20 protein-coding genes are annotated in these 25880 nt (G+C 43.4%); 8 read left to right on the top strand and 12 right to left on the bottom strand.

Features of this window, described 5'->3' with window-relative positions; translation table 11 throughout:
• The first annotated feature begins 265 nt into the window (after nt 1–265).
• Nucleotides 266–2821: a Tex family protein gene (locus AAJP47_RS04965; protein WP_346716800.1), complete on the top strand. Its 2556-nt coding sequence runs from the start codon at nt 266–268 to the stop codon at nt 2819–2821.
• Nucleotides 2822–3084: 263 nt separating this feature from the next.
• On the opposite strand, the gene AAJP47_RS04970 is transcribed toward AAJP47_RS04965, so the two are convergent.
• The 3 genes from AAJP47_RS04970 to AAJP47_RS04980 all read right to left on the bottom strand — a co-directional run bounded on the left by AAJP47_RS04970 (nt 3085) and on the right by AAJP47_RS04980 (nt 6598).
• The gene (locus tag AAJP47_RS04970; RefSeq protein WP_346716801.1) at nt 3085–3525 is read right to left on the bottom strand and encodes a hypothetical protein; all 441 of its coding nucleotides are present in this window, start codon (nt 3523–3525) and stop codon (nt 3085–3087) included.
• 449 nt (nt 3526–3974) lie between these two features.
• Nucleotides 3975–4802: a hypothetical protein gene (locus AAJP47_RS04975; protein ID WP_346716802.1), complete on the bottom strand. Its 828-nt coding sequence runs from the start codon at nt 4800–4802 to the stop codon at nt 3975–3977.
• A gap of 512 nt (nt 4803–5314) precedes the next feature.
• Complete coding sequence (locus tag AAJP47_RS04980; RefSeq protein ID WP_346716803.1) at nt 5315–6598, bottom strand: saccharopine dehydrogenase family protein; 1284 nt, start codon at nt 6596–6598, stop codon at nt 5315–5317.
• 632 nt (nt 6599–7230) lie between these two features.
• Here AAJP47_RS04980 and AAJP47_RS04985 point away from each other — a divergent pair.
• Nucleotides 7231–7386 (top strand): DUF1328 domain-containing protein, encoded by a 156-nt coding sequence (locus AAJP47_RS04985; protein WP_021814049.1) that lies wholly within the window; start codon nt 7231–7233, stop codon nt 7384–7386.
• A 263-nt stretch (nt 7387–7649) separates the two neighbouring features.
• Here AAJP47_RS04985 and AAJP47_RS04990 read toward each other — a convergent pair whose 3' ends face one another.
• The 4 genes from AAJP47_RS04990 to AAJP47_RS05005 all read right to left on the bottom strand — a co-directional run bounded on the left by AAJP47_RS04990 (nt 7650) and on the right by AAJP47_RS05005 (nt 11451).
• Nucleotides 7650–7943 (bottom strand): 4a-hydroxytetrahydrobiopterin dehydratase, encoded by a 294-nt coding sequence (locus tag AAJP47_RS04990; RefSeq protein WP_346716804.1) that lies wholly within the window; start codon nt 7941–7943, stop codon nt 7650–7652.
• A 196-nt stretch (nt 7944–8139) separates the two neighbouring features.
• Nucleotides 8140–8433, bottom strand: coding sequence for a GNAT family N-acetyltransferase (locus tag AAJP47_RS04995; RefSeq protein ID WP_346716805.1), 294 nt, complete (start codon nt 8431–8433; stop codon nt 8140–8142).
• 319 nt (nt 8434–8752) lie between these two features.
• A complete protein-coding gene (locus tag AAJP47_RS05000) occupies nt 8753–10105 on the bottom strand; it encodes a fatty acid desaturase family protein (RefSeq protein ID WP_346716806.1) in 1353 nt (450 codons plus the stop codon).
• 161 nt (nt 10106–10266) lie between these two features.
• Nucleotides 10267–11451 carry a flavin reductase family protein gene (locus AAJP47_RS05005; protein WP_346716807.1) on the bottom strand — a complete coding sequence of 395 codons (1185 nt, stop codon included), beginning with the start codon at nt 11449–11451 and terminating at the stop codon, nt 10267–10269.
• Between the two features lie 489 nt (nt 11452–11940).
• Here AAJP47_RS05005 and ettA point away from each other — a divergent pair, with 489 nt between their 5' ends.
• Together ettA and AAJP47_RS05015 are read left to right on the top strand one after the other, a co-directional pair.
• On the top strand, nt 11941–13602 hold the full coding sequence (gene ettA, locus AAJP47_RS05010) for an energy-dependent translational throttle protein EttA (protein ID WP_346717103.1): 1662 nt from the start codon (nt 11941–11943) through the stop codon (nt 13600–13602).
• Nucleotides 13603–13721: 119 nt separating this feature from the next.
• Nucleotides 13722–14174 carry a hypothetical protein gene (locus AAJP47_RS05015; RefSeq protein WP_346716808.1) on the top strand — a complete coding sequence of 151 codons (453 nt, stop codon included), beginning with the start codon at nt 13722–13724 and terminating at the stop codon, nt 14172–14174.
• A 158-nt stretch (nt 14175–14332) separates the two neighbouring features.
• Here AAJP47_RS05015 and AAJP47_RS05020 read toward each other — a convergent pair whose 3' ends face one another.
• Together AAJP47_RS05020 and plsB are read right to left on the bottom strand one after the other, a co-directional pair.
• The gene (locus AAJP47_RS05020; protein ID WP_346716809.1) at nt 14333–14851 is read right to left on the bottom strand and encodes a GNAT family N-acetyltransferase; all 519 of its coding nucleotides are present in this window, start codon (nt 14849–14851) and stop codon (nt 14333–14335) included.
• 175 nt (nt 14852–15026) lie between these two features.
• On the bottom strand, nt 15027–17798 hold the full coding sequence (plsB, locus tag AAJP47_RS05025) for a glycerol-3-phosphate 1-O-acyltransferase PlsB (protein WP_346716810.1): 2772 nt from the start codon (nt 17796–17798) through the stop codon (nt 15027–15029).
• Between the two features lie 281 nt (nt 17799–18079).
• Between plsB and ybaK the strand changes: the two genes are divergently transcribed.
• Together ybaK and AAJP47_RS05035 are read left to right on the top strand one after the other, a co-directional pair.
• Nucleotides 18080–18550 carry a Cys-tRNA(Pro) deacylase gene (gene ybaK / locus AAJP47_RS05030; RefSeq protein ID WP_346716811.1) on the top strand — a complete coding sequence of 157 codons (471 nt, stop codon included), beginning with the start codon at nt 18080–18082 and terminating at the stop codon, nt 18548–18550.
• 92 nt (nt 18551–18642) lie between these two features.
• Nucleotides 18643–19017 (top strand): 5-carboxymethyl-2-hydroxymuconate Delta-isomerase, encoded by a 375-nt coding sequence (locus AAJP47_RS05035; protein ID WP_346716812.1) that lies wholly within the window; start codon nt 18643–18645, stop codon nt 19015–19017.
• Nucleotides 19018–19208: 191 nt separating this feature from the next.
• Here AAJP47_RS05035 and AAJP47_RS05040 read toward each other — a convergent pair whose 3' ends face one another.
• Entirely contained in the window at nt 19209–19679 is a 471-nt protein-coding gene (locus AAJP47_RS05040; protein ID WP_346716813.1) for a hypothetical protein, read from the bottom strand.
• A 420-nt stretch (nt 19680–20099) separates the two neighbouring features.
• Nucleotides 20100–21920 carry an acyl-CoA dehydrogenase C-terminal domain-containing protein gene (locus AAJP47_RS05045; RefSeq protein WP_346716814.1) on the bottom strand — a complete coding sequence of 607 codons (1821 nt, stop codon included), beginning with the start codon at nt 21918–21920 and terminating at the stop codon, nt 20100–20102.
• Between the two features lie 578 nt (nt 21921–22498).
• On the opposite strand from AAJP47_RS05045, the gene AAJP47_RS05050 reads away from it, so the two are divergent.
• A complete protein-coding gene (locus AAJP47_RS05050) occupies nt 22499–23626 on the top strand; it encodes an FUSC family protein (RefSeq protein WP_346716815.1) in 1128 nt (375 codons plus the stop codon).
• A gap of 249 nt (nt 23627–23875) precedes the next feature.
• Here AAJP47_RS05050 and aroE read toward each other — a convergent pair whose 3' ends face one another.
• The gene (aroE, locus tag AAJP47_RS05055; RefSeq protein ID WP_346716816.1) at nt 23876–24745 is read right to left on the bottom strand and encodes a shikimate dehydrogenase; all 870 of its coding nucleotides are present in this window, start codon (nt 24743–24745) and stop codon (nt 23876–23878) included.
• 451 nt (nt 24746–25196) lie between these two features.
• On the opposite strand from aroE, the gene AAJP47_RS05060 reads away from it, so the two are divergent.
• Nucleotides 25197–25874: a hypothetical protein gene (locus AAJP47_RS05060; RefSeq protein WP_346716817.1), complete on the top strand. Its 678-nt coding sequence runs from the start codon at nt 25197–25199 to the stop codon at nt 25872–25874.
• The last annotated feature ends 6 nt before the right edge of the window (nt 25875–25880 follow it).

Here is a 25880-nt window from a genome sequence, read left to right on the forward strand (position 1 = left end):
TATAAAAATAACTACATTTGTTCAATCGGGTCGCACTTGGTATTTTTTGTGCTATTGACACTTTAGTGTATAAGATTGCAGTCACAATTGCATCACTCATCAAGAAAAATGCTGTATGCGTTTGTTTAACAAGGCGACAAGATTGATGATACCAGACGATTTTTGCGCCAAAACACACGATAAATAACGAAAAGATAAAAAGGATTTTTATTCATGCAGCTTTTGCTATAATGCAAAACTACATTTCTCAACGATTGATACGTATATGAGTAGCACTGATACCTTAACGCCATCTCAAACCTCGACAAATGCACAGGTTTTGGATGCAACCACACACGCGAATATTCACGACAAGCTTGCTCGCGCGCTTGGCATTAAGACTGCTCAAGTCAATGCGTTTGTCAAACTTTACGATGAAGGCGCGACTGTTCCCTTTATTGCCCGTTACCGCAAAGAGAAGACTCAGAATCTTGACGATGCGCAGCTGCGAGCGTTAGAGAAGTCTCTCAATTATGAGCGCGACATGGCCACTCGTCGCCTCAAAATTACGGAGCTACTGAGCACGCAGGGCAATTTGACCGATGAGCTACAGACGCGAATTGACAATGCGACGTCCAAGCTTGAACTTGAAGACATCTACTTGCCCTACCGTCCGCGTCGCCGTTCTCCAGCGGCCAAAGCTCGTGCCGCCGGTCTCGATGTTGCTGCCCAAGCAATTCTCACGCAAGAGATTACACCAACCGATGCCTTGGTGGACTATCAGGTTCAGGCAAGTGTGACGGACGACAGTGGCAATGAGATTGAGGTCGACTTCAGTGATATCGACAAGCAGTTGGCGGGCCTACAAGCCATCATCGTTGATGAATGGACGCAAGCGCTGGATCTGCTGGACAACTTACGTAATGGTTTTGCCAAAACGGCGAGCATTGTTTCTACCGTTGCCAGCGAAGAAAAGCGTGAAGTTGGTGAGAAGTTCAAAGATTACTTCGAGCATAGTGAAAGCCTTGCGCGCTTGCCCAATCATCGCCTGCTAGCGATGCTACGTGGTCGCCAAGAAAATGTATTGGGGCTAAAGGTAGAAGGTGAAGATACGCCTTTTATCGAAAAAATCGTCTCGCATTTTGAGGTAGATGCCAAAGCGCCTGCTGCGCGTCGTGAATTTTTAACAGAAGCTGCCAGCAGTTTGTGGAAAGACAAATGGCGTCCGCACATTGAGCATCGTCTATTGACAGAAAAGCGTTTGACCGCTGAAGCAGATGCGATCGAAGTCTTCGCTAATAATTTACAACACTTATTAATGTCAGCACCTGCGGGTCGTAAAGTGATCTTGGGCGTGGATCCTGGCATTCGCCATGGCGTAAAAATGGCCATCGTCGATGCGCAAGGCCATGTGATGTTAGACAGCAACGATAAGCCTGTTGTCGCCACCGTTTATCCATTTGCCCCTGACAATAAAATAGACGAAGCCAAAGCGGTTATCGATGAGCTGCTAAGTACGTATCAAGTTGATTTGGTAGCTATCGGTAATGGCACAGCCAGTCGTGAAACCGATGCAATGATCAAAGAGATTTTGGCGGCCAATGACGCACTAAAAGCCAATGTGGTCATCGTCAACGAATCTGGTGCCTCTGTCTATTCAGCCAGTGAGCTTGCCAGTGATGAATTGGCCAATCTCGATGTTTCAGTGCGCGGCGCGGTGTCTATCGCTCGTCGTTTGCAAGATCCATTGTCAGAGCTCGTCAAAGTCGATCCAAAAGCCATTGGCGTGGGTCAGTATCAGCACGACGTCAACCAAAATCAATTGGCAGATAGCTTGGACAAAGTGACTCAAGACAGCGTAAATGCCGTTGGTGTTGATGTGAACACCGCAAGTCCTGCTATCTTGGCCCATATCGCTGGTTTGAACCGCAATGTGGCGCAGCAAATCGTCAGCTATCGTAAAGAGCACGGTGCGTTTGACAGTCGCGAGGCGCTAAAAAACGTCCCTCGTTTGGGTGTGAAAACTTTTGAACAAGCGGCCGGATTCTTACGTGTCCACGGCGGCAGTAACCCGTTAGATGCCACAGGCGTCCATCCAGAAAGCTACGATTTGGTCGATAGCTTATTGACGCAAACGGGCAAATCATTGCCAGAAATCATCGGTAATGAAGGGGTACTAAACACAATCGATACGACGTCGCTGGCCGCTAACGATGAGAATATCAGCGTAAAATCAATTTTAGATGAGCTTGCCAAACCTGCCCGTGATCCACGTCCTGAGTTTAAGACGGCCAACTTCCGTGATGATGTTAATAGTATCAAAGATTTGACAGAAGGGATGACGTTAGAAGGCGTGGTAACGAATGTCACCGCCTTTGGTTGTTTCGTCGATGTAGGTGTTCACCAAGATGGTTTGGTACACATCTCACAGATGGCAAACGATTTTGTCGCAGACCCAATGAACCGCGTTAAGCCCGGCGATATCGTCTCAGTACGCGTGATCTCCATTGATGAAAAACGTGGTCGTATCGGTTTTAGTATGAAACCTGAAACCGAAAAAACAGCCCGTCCAGCGGCGAAATCTTCTGAGCCAAATACCGGTAATGAGGACAATGCCAATCGTCCACGCAGCAATCGTCCTGCTGCTGACAAACGCCAAACCAAGCCGCGTGCGCAACGTCAAGACGGCCGTCAAGATAAGCCTCAAGCCAGTCGTCAGGACAAAAATAGTACCAACAATCGTGGTAAAGCATCTAGATCTGAGAGCACTGAAGCACCTAGTAAAATGGGCACGCTTGGCGCCTTATTGAAAGAAGCGGGCGTGACTAAAAATAAAAAGTAGTAGGAATGTATAGGCAGTTCAAAATAAAACCGAGAAATCAATAAACATAGGTGACTGGTATAAATTTCCCTTGCGTGCTGCTCATACAGAGGCTGCGTAAAATTCATTCCAGTCGTTCTGACTCGCTTTTGAAGTAAATCGCCTATATATCAATGGTTATAAGTATAATATCAGTGGTCATAAATACAAAAAAAGGCAGCCTAATGGCTGCCTTTTTTTGTATTTATATATTCTAGAACATCTCTTAAATTGCGTAATACACGTTAGTCAGCCATGTCTTCTTCTAGCATAGGATCTTCTTGCAACATAGAATCTTCTGGCATTACTTCTTCTTGTGACATGGAACCTTCTTGCATCATCGCAGCTTGTGCTTGTAGGTCTCTTGCCGCTTCTACATCTTGTGGGTTTTGCATGTTTTGTTCTGGTTGTTGAGCCTGTAATTCAGTAGGCATTGCGCGTTGGGTAGCAGCCGCATTATTGTTGACGCTATTCATGCTGGCTCTTGAGATGGTTTGGGTTTCATTAACTACAAACGGATTGGATTGGTCTGCGCTTGTCTCATTATTATTCATGGTAGTGGCGGCTTCATTGGGTGCAGTTTGCATATCCATTGGAGCAGTATCAGCAGGTGCAGCCATGGCCAAACTTGGAATAGCAAGCGTAGCGCCAATAACTAGTGACAAAGGTAACATACGTTTTTTCATTAATGGATTCCTTAATTTATGATCTTATCATGTCAGTTCAATGTATTTCTAAACGTGACGCTTAGTTGGTATTCTTCTCTTTTATATAAATAAAATTATTCAGTATCTTAAATATATATATTTACTATTTCTAATATTGATGCAATAGAAAAAATAAAATCATGATAACCATTAAACGATTATCATGATCGGTTTGGAAAAAGAGTTTTAAAAGCTAAATTAAATCGATTAAAAACTCTAGATAGGAGAATAGCAACTAAGTGATGAATGATTCAGTAGTTCATAGATTAATAATCTAACAGATTAATGTGGGTAGGTGATTTTGTGCAATCACTGTATGGTTATCGTCATGTCAAAAAACTTAGTTATATTACTTTTTTAAGATCAATTTTGAGACTTTAACGAATAACAATCACCTACCAAGCATCAATATCTTATTTAAAAAAAGTTTATTCAACAATAACGTATTCACCAGTATTGGGATCGACGACACGTTGCTGAGTATTATTGTCTGGTACACGAGTGATAGGGAAGGTTTGGTTGATTTCGGTATTATCAAGTACATCGTTATCGACTTGCTCACCAACCACTACGGTACGGTTCATCCCTTCTACGGCAACAGCTGTGCCTTGATTGGTATTCACACGTTTCACTTGATCTGATGGGGCGACGATAACCTCTTTAACACTGTACTTAGAAGGACGAATGACACGCTTGGTTTCCACAATCACAGGCTCCATGGTACGTGCTTCGCTGATGGCAACTTGCGCTTCTGGTGCTTTGGCTTCACTGATAACAGGGGTTGGGAAGCGGCTACCGAAGTGGTTGTCGCACTGTTGCATGGTCAGGCGCACAGGATTACCAGCAGCATCCATATAAACGTTGACTGGCATATCAGGGGCAATAGGTACGTATTTACCGACTAAGGCACCTGAAACACCGTAACGCCCATTTGATTGACCAACACCCAAGTCACAAGCACCAGCAGAGTAATCACTGGTACGTAAACTATTGCTGTCCACTACGTTTTGAGGAATCATCACTTCTGATAAGCGCATCTTTTCGACTGAAGCTTCGCCAGCTTGACGTTTTGGGTTTTGGTAAGTGTAAGGCGTATAAAATTTGGCTGAGCCGTTCTTGACGGCGGTCACGCACTCATCATAGCTGTCATAGCCGACGTTGCCGTGCCCGTCAGTTGTCATGGCAGCATTAGCAGAGCTTGCATACATAGCAAGACCTGTGGTCATTATAGCGACTGTTAATACATTTAATTTCATAATAGTTTCCTCTTAATAGTACATGGATTGTTGAATAACATAGTTTTAAAAGTAAAAACGGCGCAGATTAAACAGCGCAGTTGGTTCTTAAAGTATTTTTATAATAGATCTAACTTGTTAGTGCATATTTATTACTACATACCTCTTCTTAGCATCTATTTCTTAAAAGCAAATTAATCAGTCTTATACAATATATTTTAAAAATCGAGTCATCGATAAAATACAAAGAGCTAAATATCATTTGTTAAGCTTGATGCCAGAACTTATTCAATCCTACGATACTCGCTGCAATATGGCTGTGACATTACGCTAGGAATATGTATCACAATGTATTAAATAAGGAGAAATCGGTAAGATTGTTTACCAAAAAAGGACGTTATTATTATTTAATAACATTGGCTGTCAGTAAGCTAGAATTTTAAACAATAAAAAACCACGCCTCAGATTTGAGACGCGGTTATTAAAAACTCAGTAGAAATTTAACGACACATTAGAAGATTATTTTAACTATCTTAGCTCTCTACCACCTCAAAATGAAGACCAGCATGCGCTTCTAAACGCGTGATAAGCTTATCGCCCATCGCAGAAGCGGGTGTCCAAAAACCACCACCGATTTCTTCTTTGCTGACGTCTTGCGCCAAACATAGGGCAGCTTGTGACAGCATTTGTGAGGTACTGCCATAACCAGGATCTTTATCACCTGTTACTTTGGTGGTCAGCGCTTCTTTTTTGGCGGTTTGACCAAAGAAGCGAATGTCAAAATAACCATTTTCTTGCTCGTCTTTAGAAGGACCCGAACCTGATTTGGGTAGCACATGTTTAGACAAAAACTCACGGCTTGGTTTGATCATCATAGCGGTCGCAAACCCAAACAAGCCCGCACTCATCGCATAGCTCGACGCTTTACCCTTCATCCCATCTTTCATCCACATGGCTTCATCGTATTTAAACTCACGACCATAGTCATAATCTAGCAGTTGGTTGGTACGATGAACAACGCGGGTATTGATACTGGCCATGACAAAAGGTGCCAACCAGCGGTTATGCTCGCTGTCATATTCTGGTTTGCTAATGTTGGTCTGGCGGACGTTCGGTGCGTTTTTATCATCATTGAGCAAATAAGGGTTTGCCACTTGCTTACGGCGTGATTTGTCTTGTCCGACTTCTTCAAAAATAGTCGCCATTGAAGCGATCGTACCACCCGAGAGACCACCTTTTGCCGCTTTCACGCGCATGTGTACCACTTCGCAAGCCTCACCAAATTTTTCTTCGGCTTTGGTTTGGGTGAAATAAGTACCTAAATCCGATGGAATAGAGTCAAAACCACATGAGTTGACGATACGAGCGCCGCTTTGCTTGGCGGTATCTTGGTACTTATCCATCATGTCTTTGATAAAGATGGCTTCACCTGTTAGATCGACATAGTCTGTGCCGTTTTCGGTGCAAGATTTAATCAAAGGCTCACCAAATTTAAGATAAGGACCCACTGTTGAGATGATAACTTGGGTTTGTTTGGTCATCTTATCTAAGCTTGCTGCATCTTTGCTATTGGCAATAATGATGTCTACTTGACTCTCAAGATCAGACTGTAACTTATTAAGCTTGTCTTCATCACGACCTGCTATCGCCCAAGTGACGTTGTTTCCGTGCTTATCTTTTGCATTTGACAAAAACTTTGTCAAATAGTGCGCGGTAATTTTGCCAACAAAGCTGGTTGCACCATACAATACAACCGCATAGGGGCGCTTCTCGTTATCGGTGTTTGGTTTGTTGTTTGAATTATCCGTTGTATTCATATTCTTTATCCTTGTAGATTTTGGTAAATAAAAGATCGATAAATGACTGAGTTAGTAAACATCTCAATGAGTAAACACTTAGCCAAGTTATCTTTTTAAGCCATAGGGTTACTCGCTTAGGCTGACTATTAGCGTTTGTGTCTATTACTATTTACTATTTACTATTTACTATTCAGATTTTTGACGTATCTTCTTTGAATAGCCATTATTAAATAGCATTATTCTGTAATAAGTAACCAATAAAGCGCGTTCGTCATTTTCTCTTAATATTTATAATAGAGTATAGAGTGAAAATAATCTCTATTCATTAGTGACTCACTATCTCTACACAGAACTACTATAAAGCAGGCAAAAACTCGATAATAATAAGATTTGCTACAAAGATTACATAACTTATCGCTATCATTACCAAACTGAACGTTTTTTAAAGACAAACATTGCTAATCTACAACCGTAAGCAGTTATAGCAAGTATTAAAAAAACAAGAAGTAAGTTAAAGGAAAGTTAGAGAGATAAGAGGAAATGCTGGTGAAATTATCTAATTAAAGTTACTTAATTTAGAGTTACTTAGTTTCATCTGACGGTATTTACCTATTGATTTAGTTTTTAAACAATTATTTAAGGAGAATGTTATGTTTCGCTGGGCTATTATTTTTGCTGTAATCGCATTGTTGGCAAGTTTACTGGGTTTTGGCGGCGTCGCTGGCCTATCTGCTAACTTGGCATATATCTTCCTAGCAGTTGCGGTAATCTTATTTATCGTCGCATTTGTAAGCCGCAAGATGTAACGTCATAGATTTTAAGTATAAAAAAAGTCCTCAATTGAGGACTTTTTTTTGTTTTTGTATAAGTAAAATAAGTAAATATTAAAAAACATAACTATATGATAGTGAGTTCAGTATAAAAACGATACAACGGCACGTGTATGATTTTTTGTAGCCTTTGCCTGCGTAGACACAGCAAGCTAAAAAAATTTATATTAATTCCGCGTCATAAAATAACGTATCTGTCTTATTTAGAATCGACTATAGGGCTTAGCTAAAGAACTTAGCTAAAAGCGTTTTGGCTGGATGATATGCTCCATTCGTTTTGCCAGACGAATATCCAAACTTGAGATGCTACCTGTATCATGCGTGGTCAAACGTACTTTCACCACATTATAAATGTTGTGCCATTCAGGATGATGCTCAAGCGCTTCTGCATGAAAAGCCGCTTGATTCATAAAACTCATGGCTTCAATGAAGTCATTAAAGTGATAGCTTTTGACGATACTATTACCATCACGCTCCCAGCCAGCTAAATCTTCTAGCTGCAAATTAATTTGTTTGTCGGATAAACTACTCATATTAATAACCTTTATTGTTATGTTGCAGTGGTTTATTAAATTAGGTGAGATGTCAATAATGACGCAATAAGGGACAGTTGTTTTGAGTGCTTATTGTTTTCTGTCTAATCATCTATAGTCAGGTCACTATAAAAAACAGCCTGAGTGACGGCGATAACGAGCGATATAACTGCTATCAAACTATACCAGGTTCAAACTATAGCAAGTCTTTGTACTCAGGGTGTTTACTGATATATGACGAGACAAACGAGCATTGCGATACGACCTTTTTGTCCTGTTCACGGGCATAGTCGAGCGCGTGCTTAACCAATGCTGATCCCACACCGCGCCCACCTAACGCTTGGGGTACGATAGTATGATCGTAAACCAGTTTGCCATCGCGTTCTTGATAGCTGATATAACCCGTTTGATTGTCAATAGAAGTCTCAAAACGGTTTGCTGCTTGATTGTGGGTGATCTCTAAATCTTGTTTAGAAGTTTGGTCGCTCATAGTGTCACTCCTCAGTGGAATATTATTGATTTTATTTAGAGTCTTCTTACTCTCAGACTGTTATAAAATAAAGACCGTAGCAGAAAATAAGTAGATATTAGCTTCTAGTATGGCTCAATAAGATTCAACAATATATGGATTTACCGTAAAAGTAGATAGTGTGACTGTTAAGATTTTAATGCTAAATACAGTCATAATGTTCTACTGGCAACAATTCGTTTATTGGCTGTCCGCAAGCGTGACAAAGACTCCGAAAAAATTATCTTAATGGAGCCGTGCTCTTTTGACGTAGATTGACTATATCTCATCTTTTACCTCATTACTTGGCATACGATAAGGTGTGACGAAGGATGGGTGGAAGGAAGCGACTCCAACCGCTTGATGGCTCTTTGTTGGAATCGGTGCGATCGGCAGCAGCCTTGCTGGCTTCAGATAACGATTGCTTATAAGCGCGCCGCTCTTCAGTCGTGGGTTTACTAAAATGATGAATGCGTTTTAGTACTTGCGAGAACTGTGTACTGAAGCGACCTGTATTGTATTCCAAATGATACTTGCGACAGATGGCCCGTACTTGCGGGGCAATATCAGCGTAGCGACTGGCGGGCATATCAGGAAAGATATGGTGTTCAATCTGATGCGACAAGTTACCTGTCAAAATGTGGAACCATTTGCTGCCCTCGATATTGCTAGAACCAAGGATTTGGCGTACGTACCAATCGCCTTTACTCTCATTGACATCAAGATGCGTATAAATGTGCGCCTGTTCAGTGAAGTGTCCGCAAAAAATCACCGCCCAAGTCCACAGATTGCGAGCAACATTCGCAGTAGCATTACCAGTCAGAGTGGTTAGGGCGCTACGACGTCCGAGCGTGACGCCCGCTGCGGCTGGCAAAACAGCGTAGTCTTTTACCAATTGGCGGGCGATCTTGGCAAGCAGTGCACGCGTTTTTTGTTGCATCGTTTGATGTAGTTCAGGGGAGTCAGCATATTCTTGAACACTGATCTGAATATCATGAAAAGCGACTGCCCATTCAAAACCCAGTGCCAGTACGGCAGTTTTTAGCAGATTGTAACGATCACTTGGCGTCCAAGTTTGCTCTTCGGTAATGCGAATGAGGTGATAACCTACGTCATGATCCAGACCAAGGATATTGGTAAAGGTATGATGCAAGTAGTTGTGTGAATGTTGCCAAAGCGGCGCCGGACAAACATTGTCCCAATCGTACTTTTGGCTGTTGAGGTGCGGATGCTGCATCCAGTCATATTGACCGTGCATCACGTTGTGGCCAAGCTCCATATTGTTCAATATTTTGCTAAAGCTCAGTAGAGCTGTCCCCAGTAACCAAGTACTTCCTTGGAAGCGTTTGGATGACAGTCGTCCCGCTAAGGCAAGTAATCCGCGTCCCGCCACCTCACTATAAGCCACTGTGGCATAAATCCGCTGTATATAGCGTGCTTCATCACCGCCTAGCGACGCCATGACACGCTGGTAAATGTCATCAAGCTCTCGGCCGAGCGCTTCGGTCTGGGCCTTTGTTAAGGGCGTTCCGGTCAATATTGGATAGCGTCCAGTTGGAGAGTGCACGTTTGCGTGCTCGCCCAATTGCGTCGCATTTGATGGCGCAGAATAGGTTAGAGCTGATTGAGCCTTGGTGCTTGGGAATAAACGCATAAATAATCCTTAACCAAAACCAGCCAACGCGTTGGTACTGGGTTTGGTTCAATTTGGTGAGTCGCCTAAAAAACGGTAGACAACATAAAAGCAGGTCAATAAAAAATCAGGCTGGTTTTTATCGATAGATAGTGATAAATCGCAAGCCTTTGATTGTGCTGCTACACATCTAATACCACATCCGTCATCGCCACATTGATGCAAGTCTGGATAAACTCATTGCCATCGCTGCTAAGTTTGCCTGTTTGGACGTTTTTGACCACGCCACTGACTTTTTGGCAGCGGCACAACTGACAGATACCTTGACGACAGCCGTAAGTTAGGCGGAGGCCCGCTTTTTCTGCCCCAGTCAATAGGGTTGTGTCACTACTAAACTGGCGTTGCCGCGCTCGTAAATAGACGGTCTGTGTCATCTCTTTATCATGGCTTTGTTCATTGGTTGAATCGACAAAGGCGCTGCCAAAGCTTTCTACGATGATGTTGTCACGCAGCGATTTGCCATCTGGCAAGGTTATCTGATCCGCCGCCGCATATAGACCTGTCAACAAGGCATGTGAACCACAAGCGAATATGATCGTTTCTGCCAGCGGAAGGTTGAGTGTCAATAAACTATCGCTACTTAAATGCCGCGTGCCTGCTAAGTAGGTACTGGAATCTGCAGTATCAATCAAATGATAAGTAAAGTCTGGGTAGTCGCTCGCCAATTGTTGCCATTGGCTTTCAAGTAGGAGGGTGCGGTTATAGTGCAATAGCGTGACTTGATAGCCATATTGCAGTGCTTCTGTGATAAGACCCAGCATTGGCGTGATGCCGCTGCCACCAGCGATAAACAGTACTGGTGCTGACGGATTGTGCTCTGGTTTTTTTACCAATTCTGCTTGTGCCAATGCTGCTTGTGCCAAGGTAAAAGAGCCTGTTGGCACACTGCTATGAATGGTGCTGCCAAGCGGCATACGTTTGATTAAATAATTTGACACCTTGCCTTGCGGTTTAATAGCAATCGTCACAGTATGACGCAATTTATGTTTGCTGGCTTTCATATTGGCGCTGTCATCCTGCCACCAGAGCGATTGCTGTGGCAAACCCACTAACGAGTAACGACGCTGATAAAAAATCCCGTCAATGACAACGCTTAAATTAAGATATTGCCCACCCTGTATATCGAGCGCTTGTTGTCTAAAAGCGCGATTGGTCTCAAATTGTAGCGCAATTAAGTCATCGCTCAGTCGATGCCGTGCTAACAGACGTATTTTAGGTACAGTCAATGACCAAAAGGGGTTCAGACGCGACCCAATGAGATCAACAAACGCACCTTGTACCCATTCAGGGCGATAGCCAGTAGACATAGAATCATTACCTTTTTAGGGCTAGTGAGTGATATTTTCGAAGTTGGTGAATGAGATTTTCAGTGGTATAAACGCTTTTGGGCGTCTTATGGAATGGGGTTAAAGTAAGCAAAATTTTTTAAGCTAGCTTTATTATGGTTGGGATTTATTAAGAGATTCTAATATCTTAACGATTATTGGATAAACTATCGAAAGGTTTAATGATTTTTTTTGTGCAGTAGAGAAAGCCGCTTACAACATCCTAGTGGCTCACATCGTGCACTTGAGCTAGCTTATCTCTATTTTTATAGCAACGTCTCGATAGAAATGACAGCGCTTTGCGACAAAAGGCGCAAAACACGTGCTAAAACAACCTCTCAGCTTGCAGGGTATGCGCCACAATGCGATAATGACCTATAATTTGTAACCCTGATTTTGAGGTGGAGCACCCTTAGCACTATGGCTAAGTATGATTCGCTTGCCTCTTCTATGCAGTCTATCGGAGTGTTAATGGCTCAATATATCTACACGATGAACAACGTGTCAAAACTTGTTCCCCCTAAGCGTGAAATCCTCAAAAATATCAACCTATCGTTTTTCCCTGGTGCCAAAATTGGTGTTTTGGGTATCAACGGTTCTGGTAAATCGACCTTGCTACGTATAATGGCAGGCGTTGACACTGAGTTTAGTGGGGAAGCACGCGCTCAAGCTGGTACGAAAGTGGGCTATTTGCCGCAGGAACCGCAGCTTGATGACAGTAAAGATGTCCGTGGTAACGTTGAAGACGGTATGCGCGAAGCATTAGATGCACTCGCACGTCTAGACGCTATCTATGCTGAATACGCAGAGCCGGATGCTGATTTTGACAAACTTGCTGAAGAACAAGGCAAGATGGAAGACATCATTCAGTCGTGGGACGCGCATAACTTAAACAATCAGCTAGAAAAAGCCGCTGATGCCTTACGTCTGCCACCATGGGATGCCGATGTCAGCAAGCTGTCTGGTGGTGAAAAACGCCGTGTGGCATTGTGCCGTTTGTTATTGTCGCGCCCTGATATGCTACTACTTGACGAACCGACCAACCATTTGGACGCTGAATCTGTCGCGTGGCTTGAGCAGTTCTTGCAGAACTACAGCGGTACCATTGTGGCCATTACCCATGATCGCTATTTCTTAGACAACGTTGCTCAGTGGATTTTGGAGCTTGACCGTGGCCATGGCTATCCGTATGAAGGCAACTATACTGAATGGCTAGAGCAAAAGAACACGCGTCTTGAGCAGCAAAACAAGCAAGAAGAGTCATTCGCCAAAGCCTTGAAAAAAGAGCTTGAGTGGATCCGTAAAAACCAAAAAGGCCAACAAGCAAAGTCCAAATCTCGTGTCCAGCGTTTTGAAGAGTTGAACTCAACCGAGTTCCAAAAACGTAATGAGACTTCTGAGATTTATATTCCACCTGGTCCACGTTTAGGTAACAAAGTCATTGAAGTGAACGATATCTCCAAATCATTCGGCGATCGTCTGCTTTATAAAGACCTAAGTTTTAACGTGCCAGCGGGTGCTATCGTGGGTATTATCGGTCCAAATGGTGCTGGTAAAACCACGCTATTTAACATGATTACCGAACGCGACACGCCCGATACTGGCTCAGTCGATTTGGGTGAAAGTGTGAAAGTTGCCTATGTTGGTCAGGTACGTGACAATTTAGACGACAAAAAAACGGTTTGGGAAGAAGTCTCTGACGGCCTTGATATCATTACTGTTGGTGATTATACAACGCCAAGTCGTGCTTACATTGGTCGCTTTAACTTTAAAGGTTCAGATCAGCAAAAGCATGTTGGTCAATTATCAGGTGGTGAGCGTAACCGCTTGCAACTGGCGAAGACGCTAAAGCAAGGTGCGAACGTATTGCTACTCGATGAGCCATCAAACGATTTGGACATCGAAACCTTACGTGCACTAGAAGATGCCGTTCAAGTGTTCCCAGGTACCGTCATGGTGGTCTCGCATGATCGCTGGTTCCTTGACCGTATTGCCACGCATATCTTGGCGTTCGAAGATGAAGGCCCAGTATGGTTTGATGGTAACTACACTGAGTTTGAAGCCTATCGCAAGAAAACCATGGGTGATGATGCCAGTCCTAAGCGTATGAAGTATAAAAAAATCACCAGCTAGGGTTTAATTTTGATTCATTGATAATCCACTGATATCCTACCGAAAGTTCAAATGAAAGGTATAACCTAGGTTATGCCTTTTTTTATTGATTAATTTTTGGATTGCTTGTTATGATTATAATGACAATGAAAGTATTGGCTTATGGTTGCCAAATTTTAATGTTTATTTTGCCCATACTAATAGTCTGGAAGAACCGTAAACCATACTATCGTCAGCGACAAAAGCTCCATATTCCAGCTTTAGCACTGTATCTACTGGGTATTTTGATGATTTGGATACTGATTCAGCTCAGCGTTTATTTCACTAATATGTATTTACAGGCTGAGCTTGATGTCTTTGACTTAGACGGTAATGATGTCTTCACTAGTGAAGAATACTCGGAAGCTCAAGCTGTATCTTTTAACAAAGTTGTAGCAGATACAGGCAGAGCCTTAGCTCCGACTACAGGTGTAATATTTGCAGTTGGTTATATGTCTATATTGATCATGTTTTTTAAGTTGATAGGGATGATTATAAAAAAGATCCAGCTTAATGCTTATCCACCCCAGAAAAAACCAAGTTATCAGCTTTAGCAAATATAGGCAGGTCAATATAAAAAAGATACAGCAGGGTTGATATAAATTTTTCGCAGCCTCTGTCTGCGCAGGCACAGCAAGCAACGAAAACTTATCCCAGTCCCGCGTGATAATATTTGACCTCATTTTATTTAGGATTGATTATACTTACGTTATTATTTAGATAATCCATAGCCTACCTTATCACATAGCTCGCTAGCATTTTTTGTTCTAATACTCTCTTGCGTGAAGCCAGCTCTCTCAGCTACAGCACAGCTATCTTTATTTTCAATAGACGTCCAAATTTCAATCTTAGTCAAATCCATCTCGTTAAAACCAATATTAACAAATGCTTGCACGCTGTTAGCTACGATACCACGACCTCTATATTTAGGGTCAAGCCAATAGCCAATATTTGCTTTCTTAACAGAATAGTCTATTTGATGAAAATCAATATTGCCGACTAGTTTATCGTGGTAGATAATAGAACAGGGTAGTGCTACGCCATCAGCATAACTATGCAACGACTTATTGACGTACTTCAAGAAAAAATCCTCGTTAAGTTCTGATGCCGCCCACGGTAGAAATCTTGAAAAATCCGTTTGGTTTGGTTTAATTATTCGTAAATAGTCTTTAGCAAAGCTAGGCTGTACCAAAGCTAAGAACAAATCATCATTTATCTCTCTAAAAAACATAAAAATCCTTTTTATTTAAAGCAATCCAATTTTTTCTACTCTTTTGCTATATTTCTCTTTTTAGTCTTTTAACATCAGCATCAAGCTATTCGTAGGTCTAGTTATTTTCTAGCCTAGTCTATGACTTTTGCAAGAAGTCTAATCCGATAATGTTCAACAGACCCTAAGCCACTCTCTAACGCTTACGCCCAAATTTACGCTGTTTTTTATTGCTGATTTCAGTAATCGCGTGAGTGATCTCGCTTTCATCCAAGCTGGCCACTTGATGCAATATCTGCATCATATCAGGCGTGAGAACATACTTGGCATGATGCGCAATGTCATTGATGCGATGATCAAAGGTCAAGACGCCAGTTTCTTCATCCTTTTGTAAATAATCAAGTCGAATCAACGCACTGAGGAAGCTGGTAAATAAAGCCCGATCAAAGAAATCAGGAATGTCATCGGCATAGAGCACAGACAAACGCTGTCCGAGCAGATGACACAAATCAACGACCTCGTTTTCGGTCAAGTTGCCTGAGCCTTGTTGCGCAAGGAGAGCAAGCGTCATAAAGTAACGCTCGAGACTTTGTCCAACTGGGGTCGCCAGCACTTGTAGCTGCTGATAGCACTTGCTATTTGACTCAGGGACACTGAGTTTGCCATCGCCCAGCTCTACAATCAATCCGTGCGAGAGTAGGCTATCGACTTTTTTATTGAGGGTATCGGTTAAGCCATGCGCAGGGTAGTATAAAAACAGCTCGCTTTGTAAAAACGGATATAACTGCTCAGTGATACTATTGAGGCGACTGCGTTCCATGCGACCATTACGCGCGACCAAAGCGGCTAAGAACGACAATAAAATAAAGACGTGCAAAATGTTGTTACGGAAGTAGCTAAGCAGTGCCGCTTGCTTACCTGCAATCTGAATAATATCGCCCAAAATATGCGGCGTGCGCTCGATAAGTTTGAGCTTGATACCATAATCAATGATTTGCTGCGGGGTCATGTCGGTGATGACCGTATCATCTGAATACGCCAACTGCTGAGCAAGCCCTTGATAAAGTGCGATTTGCTCACGGCAACTGTTTTCATCCAATGCTGCTTTGGGGGCCGATAGCAGTACCAATGATAGTAGCGATACAGGCGTGACCACCGCTGCTTTATTAATGTGCTGCATGACTTTGACGCCAATATTATCAACCATCGCGCTGGTTTTTTCATCCAGCGGGGTGTCAGTGCGATCTGTGGGTAGACTGTTAGCAGGTACATCGAACTTTTGCATAAACTCGCTCAGGTATAAAGGCTTACCAAAGCTCAGATGCACATTACCAAAGATACGCTCAATTTTACGTCCAACCTTGAGTAGACCAATTAAGGATTCAGACTCTTTGGGTTTACCTTTTAGCTCACCCACATAAGTACCGCCTTCCATAATGCGCTCATAACCGATGTAGGTTGGAATAAAGACCACTGGTTTATTGGTCTGGCGCAACTGACTGTGTACCGTCATTGCCAGCATACCCATTTTCGGCGGTAATAAGCGCCCTGAACGTGAGCGACCGCCTTCGATAAAGTATTCAATCGGGGTGTTACGAGTGATAAGCGTGTGCATGTATTCACGTAATACCGCGGTATACAGCGCGTTGCCGCGGAAGCTACGACGGATAAAGAAAGCCACCGCGCCGCGCAGTAAAGGCCCCAACACTGGCACATCTAAGTTATCACCTGCGGCGACATAAGGAATGCTAAGACCGCGCTTATAGATAACATAAGACAATAATAGATAGTCAACATGACTGCGGTGACAAGGCACATAAACCAGCTCGTAGTCGGCGGCAAGCTCACGTACGCGCTCGAAGTGATGAACCTCTACGCCATCATACAACTGCGTCCATAACCAAGTTAAGAACTTATAAAATCCGCGCACGATTGAGTGCGAATAGTCATTGACCATCTCATTGGCATAGCCTTTTGCTAATAAGCGGGCATCACGAGTGCTGGTGCCAGTCTTCTCAGCTTCCGCTTCTATCGCATGCTTGATGGCTGGTGAGTAAACCAGCTTGTCTACTAAGTTGCGTCTGTCTGATAAATCGGGGCCGAGCATACTCGCGCGCTGCTTATCCAAATAAACGGTGAGCTGCTGCTGTAGTGAACGGATCAGCTCACGGTTGCCATCAGCCGATGCTACCAACGCATAGTTTGTGATCTCATTGGCGGTGCGCTTGCTGCTATTGTCTGTATGGTTCGACGTGTTGTCTGACACCTTACTTGCCAAATCAGCACTTACTGAGTCAGCGATATCGGACTCTTCTGTGTCCTCTTTGAGAGTATCATTGATAAGAGCGCGTAAATCTTGCGGCGGATGAAACTGGACAAAGGTATCTCGGCCCATCACGCCAATATTGAATAGCTGTTTGGTGATGCTTGGGTCTTCCCAGTTATCAGCGGTCAACAGCTTAAACAGTGAATCTTCTTTTTCTGGCGCCCGTCCCCATAGGATAGATACCGGCACCAAGCGCACTTTTAGCTCTGGATATTGCAATACCGCAGACACCAAGCGTGACAGACGCGGCGACAACTGATTTTCTTTGGCATGGGGATGCTTCAAAAAGATGATGGCGGCATTTTCTTTTATATTATGAGCGGCATCATTGACACCAACCAACGCAGGCGGTAAACCGTGCTCTTTGGTTTGCAAGTCAATCAAAATACTATTAGAGCGCGAATAGTCTTGCAACACATAAAACCTTAAGGTCTGATCGTCTGCATCAAACTCAGGCAACTCACCTAATAGTTTGGGTTTGACAGCGACATCGAGCAATTGACCCGACAGCTTACGATACAACTCGTTAATCGGCGCATTGGCGTAAGGAGTCGAGGCGATTGGATTGACGTCCGCTGTAGCAGGGTTGTCGGTTGCGACGGGCGCTGTAAAAATCCGTTTTTTCAAAAACTTCGGTATCATAATCAGTATCAAAAGTAGTCAAATAGGTTGCGCTTATAATGCCATAAAAGCCATCAAAGCGATATATCGTGTCTGTATATACTACTATTATTCATTTAGGCCAATTATTTCACGATGCAATGCTGTTTAATCTGTTCAAAGCGACTGTTATCCAAGCTGTCCAAACGATCAGCAAACGGGCACCATTATTTGAAAAGCAAACGGTTTGGCGTGATAATAAGGCAATAAGATATGACTGAAAACACAAAGCGTAATACATCCATTAAAAAAGGTAACCTATTATGACGCCCGCCATTGATCTTGCCAAAAAACGTGGCCTTGATTACCAAATACACGAATACACTCACGACAGTCAGGCTGCCTCTTTTGGGTTAGAAGCCGCTGAAAAGCTTGGGGTTGAAGTCGGCCAAGTATTTAAGACATTGGTGGTGGCGACAGAGACAGGCGCGCTGGCAGTAGCGATTTTACCTGTCGATAAGACATTAAATTTTAAAAAAATGGCTAAAGCTGTCGGCTGTAAAAAGACGCAAATGGCTGATCGCAAACAAGTAGAGCGTAGTACTGGCTATGTACTGGGCGGGGTCAGTCCATTGGGACAAAAAAAGCGCCTGACGACGATCATCGATAACTCGGCTCAGAATCAGTCCACTATGTACGTAAGTGGTGGTCGCCGCGGGTTAGAGATTGAATTGCCCCCTGACCAGTTGGCTGGCACGCTTGCGGCTCGTTTTGTCGCGATTACGGATGAGTAAACAACGTTTTCATTCATTATTGATAAAGACAGCGGTATAATCGCTACTTTATCGTCTGTCATCTTTTACTCTTGTTTTATAAGGATATAACCATGCCGCATTTGACCCTCCAAGCCACGCCCAACGTGACTATTTTGCACGAAGAGTCTCTACTCAAATCGTTGAATAAAGTCCTATGGGACAGCGGTCATTTTGGTAAACCTGAGGAAATCAAGACTCGGATCATACCGCTTGAGACATTTTTGGTGGGCGTTGAAGATGATGAACAAACCAACGGTTTCATTTATGCAAGTCTAAAAATAATGGCTGGGCGTGATTTGGCGACTCGTAATCAGCTAGCGGAATTGTTGGTGACCACGCTAGAAACAGAACTGAGCCCAAAACAATCAGGCCGCGCCGACTTACAGATATGTGTGGAAGTTGAGGAAATCAGTGCGGTTTATCATAAGAAAATATTGGGCAGCTAAAGCGTTTGTACGGTCTAATATCTTAATCTACAATATCTACAGTTGATTCGCTTTAATCGATACAGTGCGGCTGAGTTGAGTTTTTCGAAGCCTCTGGAGTGCGAAGCGCCCAGCAAGTGAGGAAAACTTATCTCAGCAACAGACTATTTAAGGTGTATTTCTTCCGTTTCGAACTGATTATAACGCGATGACTATTTACACAACGACTCGCTGGCGTATTTAGGTAATATGACAGATTCTATTTGATAACCGGCAATTTTGCCGCGGGTTGCCATCAGATTGCGCGCGATGCGAAAACGATATTCTCCTGTTTCAGGTAAGCAGCCTTGATAAACGATACCGCCTTTGCTGCCATCTTGTGTGCCGTTCGGCATGTGCAAAATGCCTGCATTGGCAGTCTCAGCAGTACCTGCTAATGGCAAAATATTAATCACAGCATATTGCGAGCCTTCTGCCTGAAAATGGTACCAGCGCTCATCTTCATTGGGACTAAGTTTGCCAGTCGTCGTGCTACTGATCGCACCTTTGGCAAAGCGAATAGGAAGGTCGCTATTTTTGGCAAGGGCGCTATTGGCAGTAATGACGACAAGCGCCGCACTGAGGAGTAGCGCTCGTACGCCTTTTGATGCTAGCGAGACTGTTTGATGGTTAATGGATAACATGATTGACTCCTGATATGGCGATCTGACTATAGTTCATCCAACATAAAAGTGGTACCTATGGCCATCACGTTCTACTGGTATAAATTTTCCTTGCTGGCTGTTCGAAGCGTGACAGAGGCGTCGCAAAATTTATCCCAGTAGAACCCCGTTTTCTTTAAAGTGGATCGACTGTATTCAGATTAAAAAAGGTCGTAAAAACATCATTAAAAAATAATAAAACCATGATGCGCTGATACCGAGCACTTGTCTTTAGTTACTACGTAAAGGGTCAGTGCGTAAAAGAATAAGGGCGTAAGCGTACGGGGATTTTTAATTGAGCATCCGTTAAACACAAAAAAAGCGCCTAACAATTAGACGCTTTTTTATTAATTACTAATACATGTTTTCAGTTACTGTTTTCAATTACTTAGTCATTCATTGTTAGTCTAGGAAAGCAAAGTTTTCGATTTCCATTGACGTCATGCTTTCGCTTGGTGCGACCATGGCTTCCGCGTGACCTGAGGTACGTGGTAGTAACTTATCAAAGTAGAATTCTGCGGTTTGGATTTTTGCTTTGTAGAATTCTGGTGCTTCTGCGCCACCATTTTCAAGCTTTTCGTAAGCGACGGCGGCCATACGTGCCCAGTGATAGCCCATCATTACATAACCTGAGTACATTAAGAAGTCATCTGATGCTGCTGAGATGATTTCACGGTCTTTACGAGCCATTAGCATCAAGCGTACGGTTAAGGTATTCCACTCAGCGCACAGTTTGGTCAATGCCCAAACAAATTTACGCATGTCTTTATCAAGGGCATACTCACCGCACCATTTCATGATGCTTGAGGTATAATCACGAATGATTTTCCCTTTAGACTGCAAGATAACTTTACGACCAAGTAAATCTAGTGCTTGTACGCCAGTCGTACCTTCGTACATGGTTGCGATACGGGCGTCACGAGCGATCAGCTCCATGCCCCATTCTTTGATATAGCCGTGACCACCGTAGACTTGCTGACCGTGTTTGGCCGCTTCAATACCAAGCTCAGTTAAGAAGCCTTTTAGAATAGGGGTGTAGAAGCCCAATTTGTCATCCCACTTTTCGAACTCTTCATCATTACCATTGGCGATGCCTTGAGCCATTTTGTCCGCATAGCGCGCTGAATGATAAATCATTGAGCGTCCACCTTCGGCAAAGGCTTTTTGGGTCAATAGCATACGGCGTACATCAGCATGATGAATGATCGCATCTGCGACTTTTTCAGGATCTTTAGTACCTGACAAAGTACGCATAGAACGACGCTCTTTAGCATACGGTAGTGCGTTTTGGAAAGACAATTCAGTATGCGCCAGACCTTGGATACCAGTACCAATACGAGCAGTATTCATAAAGGTAAACATGGCTTTTAGGCCTTTGTGCGGCTCGCCAATCAGATAACCGGTCGCACCATCAAAGTTCAATACACAGGTAGATGAAGAGCTGATGCCCATTTTGTGTTCGATTGAACCACAGACAACGGCATTGCGCTCCCCAGATTCACCTTCTGCATTTGGCGTGAATTTTGGTACGATAAATAACGAGATACCGCGTGTGCCTTCTGGTGCATTTGGTAGACGTGCCAAGACAATATGAATGATATTATCTGTTAGATCGTGCTCACCGCTTGAGATGAAAATCTTGGTACCACTGATTTTATAAGTGCCATCTTCCTGCGGAATCGCTTTTGATTTCACTTGGCCCAAGTCAGTACCGCACTGTGGCTCAGTTAAGCACATCGTACCCGCCCACGTGCCTTCAACCAATTTAGGCAAGTAGGCCGCTTTTTGCTCGTCTGTACCATACTGCAATAAGGTGTTGATACAACCCGTCGATAGACCAGAGTACATCGCCCACGGCCAGTTAGCCGTACCGATCATCTCACCTTTGATAAGGTTGATGGACATAGGCAGGTTCATACCGCCGTACTCTTCAGGGTAGGAGATGCCTTGCCAGCCGCCTTCTACAAACTGATCGTACGCTTCTTTGAAGCCTTTAGGCGTTGTTACCACGCCATCTTCAAAATGGCAGCCTTCTTCATCACCAGATTGATAGATAGGGGCAAGGACATTTTCGGCAAAATCAGCCATGCCTTGTAAGATCATATCAACGGTTTCAGTATCTGCATTTTCACCGTTGTCCAAATCTTTATAATGGGTCTGAAAGTCAAAAACATCATTAATCAAAAACTTGATATCACGTAAAGGTGCTTTGTAAGTTAACATAGTCGCTCTCTTTAGTTATTCGTTATCATAGGTGCCGGACAGGTAATCGGCTTAGTCTTAAACTGAGTTATTTAACTTGCTCACTTAACTTAGTCATTTCACTTAATCACTTAACTCAATCACTTAGCTTAATTATTAAACCTTGCTATTACACGTTGCTATTACACGTTGCTATTACACTTAATCATTAAGCCGATTTTATATAAACGATTGTTTAATTGTTTGGGACGAAGATAGACAATACCAATAGTAATTACTTGAATTTATTAAAAATAGAGGATTTATTTTGATAGAGATTAAGGCTTAATTAATGAGAAGTGGCTGTAATACTATTTGTATCAGTATAAGTCTTCTATGAGCACAAATATATAATAAATAACTAATATTCATAGCATTAATGTAAAAAGTAAAAAATAAGTTATAAATAACCAGTTTTATTTTTGAGGTCTGTCTATTTATAGGACAGTCTATTTTTAGGACAGTCTATTAGGGCATGTCCTAGTCATTACGCTTCTATTCTTATTATCTTTTATAAAAAACGACTAACAAGTGCGTTTATCACATAAGGAACCGCAATTATGAGTGAACCCACACATGAGACAAAACCAACCTTTTGGCTAACGGCATTGCTTGTTCGCCTAAAGATTTTAGCCAGTGGCGAGCTGTCTCATTTACTGACTGTCAATCGCAGTAAGCGACCTTGGCACATGCCGCTTATTGCCGCCATTACCATTAGCTTTCCGGTTTTTGTAGGCGCGTATTTCGGTGATTTATCATCGGGTATTAAAGCTTCTCTAGGCGCGATGGTGGTTTTAAACACGCCGCTGGCTGGTAAGCTGCCTTATCGGATGGTGACTGTGATGGCGTGGGGCTTTGCCATGTCTCTGTGCTTTGCCTTAGGTTTGATTGTGCAACAAGTCCCTATTCTAAAGCTGCCGATGTTTGCCGTAATGGCGTTTGGCATCGTCATTTTTGGTCGTTATTACCGTCAACCGCCGCCCGCCGGCTTGTTTATTATGATGGCGGGTGCGATCGCGTTATTTATACCACTGCCATTAGAGGCCATCATGCCTGCCATGGGGTTGGTGATGCTCGGTAGCGGTTTTGCCGTCGTCATGGCACTGCTGTATTCGCTGTTTTTATTGGCGACGCGGCCCACCACACCCACGCCGACTTATCAATATGAACCAGATACGCTAGGGGAGAGCGTGATTGTGGCGGGCTTTGTCAGTTTGGCGTTGCTTATCACCTTGGTGTTGGATTTGCCCAACCCTTATTGGGCGGCCATCAGCTGCTTTCTTATTATTCAAGGTATTCATCTGCGCACGGTTTGGATCAAACAGATACATCGTTTGCTAGGCACTGTTTTGGGTCTGGGGCTGGCAAGCTGGATGTTGGCATTGGGCCTATCGATATGGGGCGTGGCATTTACCATCTTGATAATGATGATTTGTATTGAGATGTTAGTGGATCGACATTATGGGCTGGCGGTGATATTTATTACACCGTTGACGATCTTTATTGCGGAATACGGCAGCGGTTTGCCTATCTCTCAGCAAGCGTACCAGACCGTCATTCAGGCGCGTTTGTTTGATACGGCAATTGGGTGCTTGGTGGGCTTAGCAGGTGCGGTAGTGATGCACTCAACCAATTTGCGCGTACCAATACGACGTATGGAAAATTGGCTACTGGCACGTTTTGAGTAGGCTGCTTTTGTCTTAAATTAAAAATCTTGAGCTTATAAAAGCCGGAAAAGGTATAGTTGATCCACTATAAAATAAAGACAGCGCTACTGAGATAAATTTTACGTCGCCTCTGTTTGCGAAGTCACTGTCTGCAAAGGCACAGCAAGCAAGAAAAATTTGTTTCAGTAGCGCGTGATAAGAGGTGATTCTTTTTTATTTAGGATTAACGATAGAGGCGTATAAGGTGGGAATATATGCCTTTTTTATACGTTACTTTTCAGTGCTTTCAGTTAACATCGCAGTGGCTTTTTCCACATCAATACAGTGACCCGTCCAGCGCTCAAAACTTAACGCCGCTTGTCCAATGAGCATGCCATACCCATCCGATATCTGCGCGCCGCGAGCTGCAAAATGCTGTAAAAACGGAAGCGCTCGTCCATACATGAGATCATAAGCGTGTTGGCAGCTTAGGTCGTCATGAAGCGGCAATTTGTCATCGGACAGACCAATAGAGGTGGCATTGATAATCATATCAAACGACCCACTCAAGTCCGCTGTGCGGCATGTTTCAATCTGATGCTTGTCAATCGTGGCGCTGGCCGAACTCAACTCCGTGACCAACGCTGTCGCCTTGCTCAAGGTACGATTAGCAAGGGTGAGTCTTGTAACACCAGCCTCAATCAATGGCAGTATAACTCCGCGAGCCGCCCCGCCTGCGCCAATCAATGCAACGCGTGCGCCTGCTAGTGGCCATCCCAAGCTGCTCATGTGATTGACCAAGCCTTGACCATCGGTATTGTCGCCATAAAGTGCTTGTGTTACTGGCACACCCTTATCTAATAGTGATTTGTCTAATAACAGCGTATTGACGGCGCCGGCAACATTGGCGTGCTCTGATAGACCACCACGCGACAAACAGCAATCATAAGCCACTTGTTTAAACGGGACAGTGACATTGGCACCCATACCGCCACCACAAAAAAAGGCTTCAACGACGGCGGTAAAGCTGGCTTCATCATCAGGACAGTACTGACGGTGATAGCTGATGTCAATTCCCGCCTGCTCAGCAAAGAGCGTATGAATCTTGGGAGATTTACTGTGAGCAATCGGATTGCCGATTACAATGAAATGCTGCGTCATAGATGCTCCGCTGGCCTTAATTGGTAATAAACTGGATGGGATTGATGATAAATAAAAAGTCAGCTTCAGCGGTAAGCGTGTCGATGGCTCGCTTATCCTAAAAGCTGACTCATCATAAGGGATACCATGATATTTGACAAATCTAAGACTGAGCCAATAACCATTTGAATAACAACACAGTTTTAATCAATAAGGTCTTTAACAAATCTGTACTCTCTAGGAGTGTTATCCGTAACGTAAAAGGTAGTCAAGTGTTAAGCAGTTGGGTAAACTATAGAGTGAGAAAAAACAAAATGAGAAAATAAGACGGGTCTGCTCTAGCAATGGTTCAGTTATAAAAAGCTAAGGACTCATTGAGCTTATTAATAAAAAACATGGTTCATTATCAGCGGCACCTCGGCGCTCGTTAATACTATTTTGAGACCAATCTAAAAGTGTGAGTAAATTGTCCATGCGGAATAAGAACATACAGACCCTTCTGGTCAGTGCAATAATGGCCATTGGTGTGTCGCTAAGTGGCTGTGATAGTAGCCAAGGTGATGCCCAAAATCCAGAACAAGACGTTAATGAGAGCGCAAACGAACAGACAACCGCTAATGACGCTGTAAAGGGTAGCACGCCGGCCAATGCTGACTTAGATGGCGCAACGACTCAACAATCTACTCCAGTGAGATACGATATATCGGCATGGAGTGCCAATGAAGTGACAGCGCTTGAGCTTGATAATTTAGAGGGTATCAAATCCACATTTGGCAAAGTGGTCAGCACAGATGAAAATAGCCTAGATTATGCCAGTAATGCGGCGACCAAATATCGCTTTATGAAGGCCGATGCGCCTTATTTGGATATTATTGACTCCGAAAAATATCTTGAGCTTGGCTGGTACTATGCCAATCCTACTGACTCTGATAAAGAAAAAGAGCTGAGCCAAAACCATGCCAAAAAAGCGTACAAACTTGCGCGTCAATTGATGGGTGATGAGGGCGGCAAAATGGTCGCGGATATGCTGACCAGCCAAATGACTAAAAACAAAGTCGTCGGCGAGCAAAAGGTAGAGCTGGCAAAATGTGAGTTTTATAGCTGTATGCTGGTCATCAATAAGACCGCGCCACAAGCAGATAATAGCTAAGCGGTG

This window comes from Psychrobacter halotolerans (assembly GCF_039680845.1).
Taxonomy (GTDB): Bacteria; Pseudomonadota; Gammaproteobacteria; order Pseudomonadales; family Moraxellaceae; genus Psychrobacter.

What these genes read in the sequence shown, in the direction of transcription:
- AAJP47_RS04970 (WP_346716801.1), bottom strand. Translation starts at nt 3,525, where the DNA reads ATGAAAAAACGTATGTTACCTTTGTCACTAGTTATTGGCGCTACGCTT.
- AAJP47_RS05000 (WP_346716806.1), bottom strand. Translation starts at nt 10,105, where the DNA reads ATGCGTTTATTCCCAAGCACCAAGGCTCAATCAGCTCTAACCTATTCT.
- AAJP47_RS05035 (WP_346716812.1), top strand. Translation starts at nt 18,643, where the DNA reads ATGCCGCATTTGACCCTCCAAGCCACGCCCAACGTGACTATTTTGCAC.
- AAJP47_RS04985 (WP_021814049.1), top strand. Translation starts at nt 7,231, where the DNA reads ATGTTTCGCTGGGCTATTATTTTTGCTGTAATCGCATTGTTGGCAAGT.
- AAJP47_RS04995 (WP_346716805.1), bottom strand. Translation starts at nt 8,433, where the DNA reads ATGAGCGACCAAACTTCTAAACAAGATTTAGAGATCACCCACAATCAA.
- ettA (WP_346717103.1), top strand. Translation starts at nt 11,941, where the DNA reads ATGGCTCAATATATCTACACGATGAACAACGTGTCAAAACTTGTTCCC.
- AAJP47_RS04980 (WP_346716803.1), bottom strand. Translation starts at nt 6,598, where the DNA reads ATGAATACAACGGATAATTCAAACAACAAACCAAACACCGATAACGAG.
- AAJP47_RS05020 (WP_346716809.1), bottom strand. Translation starts at nt 14,851, where the DNA reads ATGTTTTTTAGAGAGATAAATGATGATTTGTTCTTAGCTTTGGTACAG.
- AAJP47_RS05015 (WP_346716808.1), top strand. Translation starts at nt 13,722, where the DNA reads ATGACAATGAAAGTATTGGCTTATGGTTGCCAAATTTTAATGTTTATT.
- AAJP47_RS05045 (WP_346716814.1), bottom strand. Translation starts at nt 21,920, where the DNA reads ATGTTAACTTACAAAGCACCTTTACGTGATATCAAGTTTTTGATTAAT.
- plsB (WP_346716810.1), bottom strand. Translation starts at nt 17,798, where the DNA reads ATGATACCGAAGTTTTTGAAAAAACGGATTTTTACAGCGCCCGTCGCA.
- ybaK (WP_346716811.1), top strand. Translation starts at nt 18,080, where the DNA reads ATGACGCCCGCCATTGATCTTGCCAAAAAACGTGGCCTTGATTACCAA.
- AAJP47_RS04965 (WP_346716800.1), top strand. Translation starts at nt 266, where the DNA reads ATGAGTAGCACTGATACCTTAACGCCATCTCAAACCTCGACAAATGCA.
- AAJP47_RS05005 (WP_346716807.1), bottom strand. Translation starts at nt 11,451, where the DNA reads ATGTCTACTGGCTATCGCCCTGAATGGGTACAAGGTGCGTTTGTTGAT.
- AAJP47_RS05040 (WP_346716813.1), bottom strand. Translation starts at nt 19,679, where the DNA reads ATGTTATCCATTAACCATCAAACAGTCTCGCTAGCATCAAAAGGCGTA.
- AAJP47_RS05050 (WP_346716815.1), top strand. Translation starts at nt 22,499, where the DNA reads ATGAGTGAACCCACACATGAGACAAAACCAACCTTTTGGCTAACGGCA.
- AAJP47_RS05060 (WP_346716817.1), top strand. Translation starts at nt 25,197, where the DNA reads ATGCGGAATAAGAACATACAGACCCTTCTGGTCAGTGCAATAATGGCC.
- AAJP47_RS04975 (WP_346716802.1), bottom strand. Translation starts at nt 4,802, where the DNA reads ATGAAATTAAATGTATTAACAGTCGCTATAATGACCACAGGTCTTGCT.
- aroE (WP_346716816.1), bottom strand. Translation starts at nt 24,745, where the DNA reads ATGACGCAGCATTTCATTGTAATCGGCAATCCGATTGCTCACAGTAAA.
- AAJP47_RS04990 (WP_346716804.1), bottom strand. Translation starts at nt 7,943, where the DNA reads ATGAGTAGTTTATCCGACAAACAAATTAATTTGCAGCTAGAAGATTTA.